At 71.7% G+C, this 8,903-nt stretch carries 8 protein-coding genes; all 8 read right to left on the bottom strand.

Going from position 1 to position 8,903, the window contains the following annotated elements; genetic code table 11:
- Window positions 1-62: 62 nt before the first annotated feature.
- Window positions 63-1,052 (bottom strand): sphingomyelin phosphodiesterase, encoded by a 990-nt coding sequence (gene sph, locus ACFWY6_RS18810; RefSeq protein WP_384691430.1) that lies wholly within the window; start codon window positions 1,050-1,052, stop codon window positions 63-65.
- Window positions 1,053-1,256: 204 nt separating this feature from the next.
- Window positions 1,257-1,835: a TetR/AcrR family transcriptional regulator gene (locus tag ACFWY6_RS18805; protein ID WP_384691427.1), complete on the bottom strand. Its 579-nt coding sequence runs from the start codon at window positions 1,833-1,835 to the stop codon at window positions 1,257-1,259.
- A 51-nt stretch (window positions 1,836-1,886) separates the two neighbouring features.
- Complete coding sequence (locus ACFWY6_RS18800) at window positions 1,887-2,291, bottom strand: RidA family protein (RefSeq protein WP_384691424.1); 405 nt, start codon at window positions 2,289-2,291, stop codon at window positions 1,887-1,889.
- Window positions 2,292-2,350: 59 nt separating this feature from the next.
- Window positions 2,351-3,541, bottom strand: a complete 1,191-nt coding sequence (locus tag ACFWY6_RS18795) for a Cmx/CmrA family chloramphenicol efflux MFS transporter (protein ID WP_384691421.1) — start codon at window positions 3,539-3,541, stop codon at window positions 2,351-2,353.
- 126 nt (window positions 3,542-3,667) lie between these two features.
- On the bottom strand, window positions 3,668-5,206 hold the full coding sequence (locus tag ACFWY6_RS18790) for an ABC transporter ATP-binding protein (RefSeq protein WP_384691418.1): 1,539 nt from the start codon (window positions 5,204-5,206) through the stop codon (window positions 3,668-3,670).
- On the bottom strand, window positions 5,203-6,051 hold the full coding sequence (locus ACFWY6_RS18785; protein ID WP_384691415.1) for an ABC transporter permease: 849 nt from the start codon (window positions 6,049-6,051) through the stop codon (window positions 5,203-5,205). The genes ACFWY6_RS18790 and ACFWY6_RS18785 overlap by 4 nt, the downstream gene beginning before the upstream one ends.
- Window positions 6,048-7,115: an ABC transporter permease gene (locus ACFWY6_RS18780; protein ID WP_384691412.1), complete on the bottom strand. Its 1,068-nt coding sequence runs from the start codon at window positions 7,113-7,115 to the stop codon at window positions 6,048-6,050. Before ACFWY6_RS18780 ends, ACFWY6_RS18785 begins: the two co-directional genes overlap by 4 nt.
- Window positions 7,100-8,650 carry an ABC transporter substrate-binding protein gene (locus ACFWY6_RS18775; RefSeq protein ID WP_384691410.1) on the bottom strand — a complete coding sequence of 517 codons (1,551 nt, stop codon included), beginning with the start codon at window positions 8,648-8,650 and terminating at the stop codon, window positions 7,100-7,102. The genes ACFWY6_RS18780 and ACFWY6_RS18775 overlap by 16 nt, the downstream gene beginning before the upstream one ends.
- Between the last annotated feature and the right edge of the window lie 253 nt (window positions 8,651-8,903).

Genomic DNA, 8,903 nt, shown 5'->3' with positions numbered 1-8,903 from the left:
TCCCCGCAACCCGCCGGCCCCCCCCCCTACCCTCCGGGGGACGGGCCGGACCTCGCGGGCGGCTAGGAACCGATCACCGGGTAGTGGTCGGACAGATTGGTGTACGTGTACTCCTTGCCCCAGCTGGAGACCGTCCAGGGGGTGCTCTGCTCCTTGATCACCTCGTTGTGCCAGGTGGCGGGGCGGGCGTTGCCCTTGCGGTGCAGGATGTAGTCGAGGTCCTCGCGGGGGTCGTCCGGGTAGCGCTCGGAGGCGATCGAGTTGTCCTGGGTGTCGAAGGAGTACGGGTGGCCGGTGCGGCCGTCCGCCGGCGCGAAGCCGCCGTCGGCGAGCATCGACGCGTACTCGTCGCTGTGCGAGTCGACGTTGAAGTCGCCCGCCACAAGGACCTGTTCGCCCGCCGGGATGTTCTTGGCGTCCAGGAAGGCATCCATCTCCTTGAACTGCTTCGAGCGCGTCGCCGCGGCCTCGCCGGAGCCGCAGCCCGGGTCGGTGGACTGCGCGTGCGTGCCCACGACGTGCACCTTCGTGCCGTTGACGTCCAACTGGGCATAGACGAAGCCCTTGTTGGAGTACCAGTCGGCGCCGCAGGCGTCCTTGTAGACGTACTGCTCCTTGCGCACGATCGGCCACTTGCTCAGGACGGTGACCCCGCCGTCCTCCGGGGTCGTCGCGGAGTAGGCGCCGCCGGTTGCGTCCCAGCCGTCCTTGCCGCGGCCCATCACCGGGGTCTGGTGCGGGTATTGGGCCGCGGCGTTCGACTTCAGCGCGTCGGACGCGGAGTTGTCGAAGGCCTCCTGGAGCACGACGACGTCCTGGCCCTTGAAGAAGTCCGCGGCCGGGATCGCCTTGGCCCGGTGGTCCTGGCCCCAGTTGGGGTAGAGCGTCTTGCTGAAGAGGAAGGCGTTGTACGAAAGGACCTTCAGCTCGGGAGTGGCGGCCGGTGCAGCGGGGGCGGCGGTCGCCGACGGGGCGACGGCGGCGAGTGTCGCGGCGGCGAGCACGGTCGTGATCGCGGCGGCCTGAGTCCTGCGCAGCGCTGGGTGCGGCACTGAATCTCCTGTGGGTGGGGGGTTGTCGAGACCGCCGTGCACCAGAACGGAGGCACGGCGGTCGTGGCGCCGATCATCCAATCAGCCGCGATTACTTCTGGGGATACGCCGCATGAACAAAGATCCGCGTCATGCGGACACCACGTTCTGGCATGAACGGCTATGGCGCATGGGGGCGTTCTCGACAGCGGTACGGGCTCTCGGTCAGAGATCCGCGAGCGTGTTCTCCACGATGTCGAGCAGCACCCGCCGGTCGTCCTGCACCCGGGCGAGCACGCGCAGGCCGTAGTACGTGCTCTGCACTCGGCGTGCGACGGTCCGCGGGTCACCGGTCGAACGCAGCTCGCCGGTGCGCACGCCCGCCGCCACGACCGCGCGCAGCTCCTCCTCCACGCGGTCGAAGGTGCGCCGCACCGCGTCCTTGACCTCCGGGTCGAGGCCGCCGATCTCGACGGCGGTGTTGATCGCGAAGCACCCGCGGCCGTCCGCCTCGTCGAGATCGGCGTCGACGGCGTGGATCATCATGTCCCGCAGCCGCTCCTTGGCAGGACCGTCGCCCCGCAGGATCTCGATCTGCTCGGCGGTGCTCGTCTCGTGGTAGCGCCTCAGGGCGCGCAGATAGAGCTGCCGCTTGCCGCCGAAGGTGTTGTAGAGGCTGGATGGCCCGAGGCCCGTGCTGTCGCACAGCGCGCGCGTCGATGTGCCCTCGTAACCGTGGCGCCAGAACGTCTCCATGGCGGCGGTGACGACGCGGTCCTCGTCGAACTCTCGTGGCCTGGCCATGCCTCCACCCTAAGGGTTTTGGAACGTGCGTACAGAACAGGGCTCACCCGCTTACGCGACGGCTCCCACCGCCTCGATCTCGATCAGCCACTCGGGGTCGGCGAGCGCGGCGACCTGGACGAACGACTCCGCGGGGAACGGCGGGACGTAGAACCGCGCCCGGAGCGCGGCGAAGACGTCCTGGTGGGCGATGTCGGTGACGAAGACCGTGAGCTTCACCGCCTTGTCCAGGCCGGACCCGGCGTTGCCGAGGACGGTCGCCACATTGGCGAGCGCCTGCCGGGCCTGGGTCTCGAAGTCCCCGGCACCGACCGTCGCCCCGTCGGCGTCGACCGGCGCCTGCCCCGAGGTGAAGACGAGGTCGCCGACGCGGATGCCGAGGGAGATTCCGGCCGACTCGTACCAGTCGGGGTCGGCGGTGATCCGGGTGCGGGTCGCGGAGGTGTCGTGGCGCATGTCGCTTCTCTCTTCTCTTTCTCTTCTCGGGTCTCTCATACGGCTGCCTGTCGTGGCTGTCATACGGCTGCTTCTTCTCTCGTCCGTCTCACCGGGGTCTCGCACACGCCCCGTTGAAGCCGCGCCGCCCACAGCACCGCCCCGGCACCCGCTGCGGCGAGCGCGGCGCCGACCCAGGCCACGGAGGCGTAGCCGAGCCCGGCGTCGATGGTCAGGCCGCCGAGGAGCGGGGCCAGGGTGTTGCCGACGTTGAACGCGGCCGTGTTGGTGGCGCCGACGAGCGTCGGGGCGGCGGGCGCGAGGGTGAACACCCGGGACTGCAGGGCGGGATTGGTGACGTATCCGGCCACGCCCAGGAGGAACACCAGGGCGATGACCACGACGGCGGACCCGGCCGTCAGCGCGAGCAGCGCGGAGAACAGCGCGAGCGCGCCGAGCCCGAGGCCCAGGGTGGCGAGCGGGCGGGCTTCGGCGGTGCGGCCGCCGATGAAGAGGCCCGCCATGCCGCCGACGCCGAACAGCGCGAGGACCGCGGGCACCCAGCCTTCGGGCACCCCGCTCACCTCGGTCAGCAGGGACGCCAGATAGCTGAAGGTGACGATGACCGCGCCGAAGGCGAAGGCCGTGATGGCGTACGAGAGCCAGAGCTGGGGACGTGCCATGCCCCGCAGCTCTTCCTTCACCGACGTACGCGGCTGCTCGCCCCGCCCGCCGGGGACGACGAGCAGCGTGCAGACCAGGCTCACCAGGGTCGCCGCGGCCACCGCCCAGAACGCGGCGCGCCAGCTGGAGTGCTGGCTCAGCAGGGTGCCTGCGGGCACGCCGACGACGGTGGCGAGCGTGAGACCGCCCGCCACCACGGCGACCGCACGCCCCTTGGCCGCGGCCGGGACGAGCGCCACCGCGGTGGCCACGGCCACGCCCCAGTACCCGGCGTACGCGAGGGCGCTGACCACGCGCGTGACGAACAGGACGCCGTAATCGGGCGCGATGGCGCCGATCACATGGGCGACGACGAAGGCCGCCTGCAGGGAGACGAGCGCTGTCCGGCGCGGCCGGCTCAGGGTGGCCACCGCGAGCAGCGGAGCGCCGACGACCATGCCGATCGCGAAGGCGGAGATCAGCAGTCCGGCCTCGGGGATCGACACCCCCAGGTCGGCGGCCATGCCCGGGAGCAGCCCGGACAGCATGAACTCCGATGTCCCCTGGGTGAAGATCCCCAGGGCGACCATGTACACCGCAGGCGGCATCGCGGCCCCTCCCGATCGCGCCATCACTTCTGGAGCACCCGCTCCATAACTGGCGATCGAGACGCTAGCACATTCTGAAACGATCGCTTCAGAACGCCTTGAGCATCTGGAGCATGCAGGTGCGGATCAGACCGGCAACTCCGGAAGACCCGCCGCGGCCGCCACCAGCGAGGCGGTGACCGGATGGGACGGGGCGGCGAAGAGATCGCGGGTCGTGCCCGATTCGACGGCCTCGCCCTCCGACAGGACCAGGAGGGAGTCCGTGCGGCCGGCGATGAGGTGGAGGTCGTGGCTGATGAGGACCAGGGCGAGCCCTCGGCCGTCCCGCAGCTCCTCCAGCAGGTCCATGATCGACGCGGCGGTCCCGTCGTCCAGGGCGGACGTCACCTCGTCGCAGACGAGTACGTCCGGGTCGGCCGCCAACGCCCGTGCGATGGAGGCGCGTTGGCGCTGGCCGCCGGATAGCTCGTGGGGGTAGCGGTCCGCGAAGTTCGCGGGGAGCCCGACCTGTTCGAGGAGTTCGAGGACGCGGGCCGGGGCATCGGCGCGTTCCGCCCTGCGGTGCAGGCGCAGCGGGCGGCCGAGCGTCTGGCCCACCGTACGGCTCGGGTTGAGGGTGCCCAGGGGGTCCTGCGGGACCAGTTGGAGGCGGCGGCACTGTTCGCGGGTGCGGCGCTGGGCGGCGGGGGCAAGGCGTACGCCGTCGAGGGTGACCGTGCCGCCGGTGGGCCGGTGGAGGCCGACGACCGCGCGGACCAGGGTCGTCTTGCCGGAGCCGGACGCGCCGACGATGCCGGTGCTCGATCCGGGGGTGACGGCGAGGTCGACGCCGTGCAGGACGGGGACGCGGCGGCCGCGGCGCACGAAGGCCGCCTGCAGGCCGGAGACGGAGAGGGTCGGAGGGCCGTCGGGCAGCGCCCGCGGCGTCGCGCGCGGGACGGGCAGGGGTGCCGCCTTGCCCCGGGAGAGATCCACGACGTCGTCGGCGAGCCGCGCCACCAGGTCCGTGTCGTGGCAGGACAGGGCGACGGCGAGCTGGTGGTGGCCCGCCAGGTGCCGCAGGAGTTCGGCGATCTCGTCGCGCAGGGCCGGGTCGAGCCCCGCGGTCGGCTCGTCGAGGAGCAGCACGGCGGGGCGGCGGGCGAGCGCTCTGGCCAGAGCCACGCGGCGCTGCTGCCCGCCGGAGAGTTCGCCGGGGCGACGGCCCAATATCCCCTCTCCCGTGGGGAGTTGGACCTCGGAGAGCAGGGCGGAGAGGGACGCGGGGGTCCGGTCGACGGCCACTTCGGCGAGCAGGCCGCGCACCTTCATCCGGGGGTTGAGACCGGTGCCGGGGTCCTGGCCGAGGTAGGCGAGCCGGTGCCTGCGCAGGGTGCGCAGGTCGGCGGCGCCAAGGGTCAGGACGTCCCGGCCGAGCACCTCGACGCTGCCCTCCGTCCGCCCGGCCCCCGGTGGCAGTGCTCCGGCGACGGCCCGAAGGAGGGTGGTCTTGCCGCAGCCGGAGGGGCCGACGAGCGCGGTGACACGGCCGGGGCGCACCTCCAGGCTGCCGCCGTCGAGCAGCAGACGGCCGTCGGCGGCGGCGACCGTCAGGCCCGTGACGCTCACCGCCACGTCGGACGCGGGGACTTGACCCTCGGGATACCAGTCGGGCAGGTGATTCACAGGGCGGTCCCCACTTTCCGGCCGGTCTGCGGGACGAGTGCCGACGCGGCCAGGTTGACGCTCATGGCGAGCAGGCCGATGGCGATGCTGGGGGCCAGGACGGCCCAGGGGTTCAGGACGATGCCGCCCGAGTTCTCCCGGATCATCAACGCCCAGTCGGCGGCGGGTGGTTGGGGTCCGACCTGGAGGAACCCCGCGGTGGCGACGATGTAGACGGCGGCGACGAAGCGCAGCCCGAAGAGGGCGAGCAGCGTGGCGCGCAGATTGGGCAGGACCTCGCGTACGACGAGATGCCACAGGCGCTCCCCGCCGACGGCCGCCGCCTCGATGTACCCGGCGGCCGCGACCGGCGCCGCGGCGCCCGCGACGAGTCGTACGGCATAGGGAACGCCCATCACGACCGCGGCCGCGATCACGGCGAACCGGCCGCCGCCCGGCCAGGACAGCGCGATGAGCAGGATGCCGAGCACGGCGGGCAGCAGCATCAGCACATCGGCGGCCCGCTCGACGACACGCCCGACGGCCGGCCGCAGGGCGCCGAGCACGCCGAGCAGCGCGGCGGTAACGGTGACCAGGGCGGCCACAAGCAGCGACGTACCAATGAGTTCACGCCCTCCGGCAAGCAGCCGGCTGAGCACATCACGCCCGAGCTGGTCACCACCGAGGACGGCCTTGCCGCCCGGCTCGGCGTACGGGGCGGCGACCGGGGTGTCGATGGCGTGCGGGACGAGCCAGGGCCCCGCGACGGCAACCGCGATGAGCACGAGCGCGGGCAGCACCCGCACCACGACACCCCTCCGGGGTCGGCGACGCACGGTCCGCGGCGGGGCTGACGGGGCGGTCATACGCGGCCTCCAGAAGCCCGGGCACGTACCAGATCGGCGAGCAGGAGTACCCCGGTGATGACCGCGCCGGTGATGGCGACGACTCCGGCTACCACCGGGCTGTCCCGGTCGGCGACGGCGCCGGCCAGGACCGAGCCGATTCCCGGGTAGTTGAAGATGGTCTCCACCACGACGGCGCCGCCGAGCAGCATGCCCGTCGAGGTGGCGATGCCCGCCGCGATGGTCGGCAGTGCGCCGGGCAGCAGATGGTGGGTGAGGATCCGGTGGCGCGGGAGTCCGTCGATCACGGCGCTCTCCACGTGCGGGGCCTTCGCCTCGTCGGCGAGGGCGGCGCGCACGATGCGGGTGTTCCAGCCGATCTGCGGGATCGCCAGGGCGATTACGGGCAGGATCAGCATGCGCCAGGAGGCCGGTGAGCCGTCGGCGTCGGTCAGTGTGACGGCGGGCAGCAGGTCGGTCCAGAGGGCGAAGACGAGCACCAGGGCCACCGCGACGACGAACTCGGGCAGCGCGAGGATCCCGGTGGCCGTGGCGGAGACGGCCCGGTCGGCGGTGCCGCCGGGCTTGAGCGCCGCCCAGCAGCCGAGGCCGACGGAGACGGCGAGCGTCACGAGGAGCGCGAGACCGCCCAGGAGCAGGGTGTTGGGGAAGGGCCGGGACAGCAGCTCCGCGATGGACTCGCCGCGGGCGGACGTGCCGAGGTCACCGGACGGCAGGCCGGTCATCCAGTCCGTGAAGCGGGTGAGGACCGGCTGGTCGAGGCCGAGCAGATGGCGCCGCCGCTCCAGGTCGGCCGCGGTCTCGCCGCGCTCCGACGTGGCGTTGGCGGCGTCACCCGGCAGCAGTTCGATGGCGGCGAAGACGACGGCGAGCAGCACGGCGAGCAGCAGCGCGCGGCGGGCGAGCAGCACGCCGAGCCGGAGGGCGCCGGACAGCGCCGCCCGTCCGGCCCGGCGCGCCGTCACGGCACTGCCGCCGGCGCCGGGTCCGGAACCCGCGCCAGGGCCCTTGCCGCCTGCGCCCGCCCCGGTCCGCGTCGCCGTACCGCTCAGCGGGCCAGCCATGCCGACTCGAGCTGCACACGTCCGTAGCCGGGCAGTTCGGGCAGGCCGTGCACGGGGGCGGCGGCCAGGTCGATGCCTTCGGCGACGCCCCACAGGAGATAGCCGGACGCGTCGTGCTCGATCTTCTGGAGTTCGCCGAGCGCCTCGGCGCGCGCCGCCGCGTCCTTGCCGCCGATGGCCTCGCGGTAGGCCGCGTCCAGCTCCTTGTTCTTCAAGGCCGCCTCGTTCTGCGCGGACTCGGAGACCATCGTCTTGCTCGCCAGGAAGATCACCGAGTCGTTGGTTCCCCAGTAGCTGGTGTAGAGGTCGCCCTTGAGCCAGGTCTTGTCCCAGAACGTCGCGGACTCCTGCTTGACCACCTCCACCTTCACCCCGGCCTCGCGGACCTGACTGGCGAAGAGCGTCGCGGACTCGGCGAGGCCCGGGACGTCCTCGGTGGTCAGCAGGCGGTACGTCTTGGACGTGTCGAAGTCCGCCTCCTTCAGCAGGGACTTGGCCTTGGCGAGGTCACGGCCGCGCTGCGGGATCTTCTCGTCGTACGCGGGGTCGCCGGTGCCGAGGATGTCGTTGCCGACGCTCCCGTACCCGGAGAGGACCTGGTCGACCATGGCCTTGCGGTCCACGGCGAGCCGCAGCGCCTCGCGCACCTTCGGGTCCGCGAACGGGCCGTCGGCGGTGCGCATGACGATGGGCATCGCCATGTCGTCGGGGCGGCGCACGATCTGGATGTCCTCGCGCTTCTTCGCCGTACGGGCGGCGACCGAGCCGACGTTGGAGGCGAGGTCGATCTGCCCGGCGATCAGGGCGTTGGACATCGCCTGCGGCGACTCGAAGATCTTGACCTCGATGGCGTCCAGGTACACCTCGCCGCCGTGCCAGTCCGCGTTGCGTACGAGACGGGCGTTGCCGGAGCGGAACCAGTCGAGCTTGAAGGGACCGGTGCCGGGTGCCTTCCCGAGCTCCTTGTCCTTGGTGCCCTTCTTGAGCACGAAGGTCGTCAGACGCATGAGCAGGGGCAGTTCGGCGTTGGCGTAGTCGGAGACGAGGACGACGGTGTCGTCGCCCTCCGCCTTGATGTTCTCGGCCTTGATGCCGGGCAGCCGCGACGCACCGGACGGCGTGCCCCGCAGCCGGCGCAGCGACCAGACGACGTCGTCGGCGGTGACCGGTGTGCCGTCGTGGAACTTGGCGCCCTTGGCGATGGTGAAGCGCCAGGTCTTCAGGTCCTCGGAGGACTTCCAACTGGCCGCGAGGCGTGGGGTGGTGTTCTTCTTCGCGCCGGGCGCGGTGAGCGTGTCGTACAGGAGGGCGATGATGAGGTAGTCGCTCTCGTTGGTCTGAGTGCCGTGCGGGTCCCGGGTGATGGCCGAGGCCCGGCCCAGGGCGCCGACCCGGAGCGTGCCGCCCTTGCGGGGCTTGCCGCCCGCGTCGGCCGCGTCGGACGAGGATTCACCGTCCCCCGAGCACCCGGTCAGCAGAGCCGCCGTACTCAATGCCCCGCCGGCCCACAGCACTTGGCGCCTGGAGATGTCCACGTACGTCCTCGTTCCGTTCGGACCGGTTCGCAGCCGGTTCGGGGCAGTCAAGATGGCTTTAGGTTTGCCTACCCTAAGAATGAAGGGCCCCGCAACCCGCACCCCCCGTGAAGTGCGCCTGTGCGCCCCCGAGTTGAGAATTCCGCCGTTCCCTGGCGTGATCCACTACTAAGGTTTGCCTTACCTTACTTTACTGCTAGCGTTCAAAGAGTCACCGGTGACACGGACCGATTCCCCCCACCCAACGGAAACG

This window comes from Streptomyces sp. NPDC059037 (assembly GCF_042740015.1).
GTDB lineage: Bacteria > Actinomycetota > Actinomycetes > Streptomycetales > Streptomycetaceae > Streptomyces.
This window is presented reverse-complemented; position numbering and strand designations above follow the sequence as displayed.

Bases quoted from the DNA above. Each gene is read 5' to 3' on its own strand.
- ACFWY6_RS18805 (WP_384691427.1), bottom strand. From the start codon at position 1,835: ATGGCCAGGCCACGAGAGTTCGACGAGGACCGCGTCGTCACCGCCGCC.
- ACFWY6_RS18800 (WP_384691424.1), bottom strand. From the start codon at position 2,291: ATGCGCCACGACACCTCCGCGACCCGCACCCGGATCACCGCCGACCCC.
- ACFWY6_RS18795 (WP_384691421.1), bottom strand. From the start codon at position 3,541: ATGCCGCCTGCGGTGTACATGGTCGCCCTGGGGATCTTCACCCAGGGG.
- ACFWY6_RS18785 (WP_384691415.1), bottom strand. From the start codon at position 6,051: ATGACCGCCCCGTCAGCCCCGCCGCGGACCGTGCGTCGCCGACCCCGG.
- ACFWY6_RS18780 (WP_384691412.1), bottom strand. From the start codon at position 7,115: ATGGCTGGCCCGCTGAGCGGTACGGCGACGCGGACCGGGGCGGGCGCA.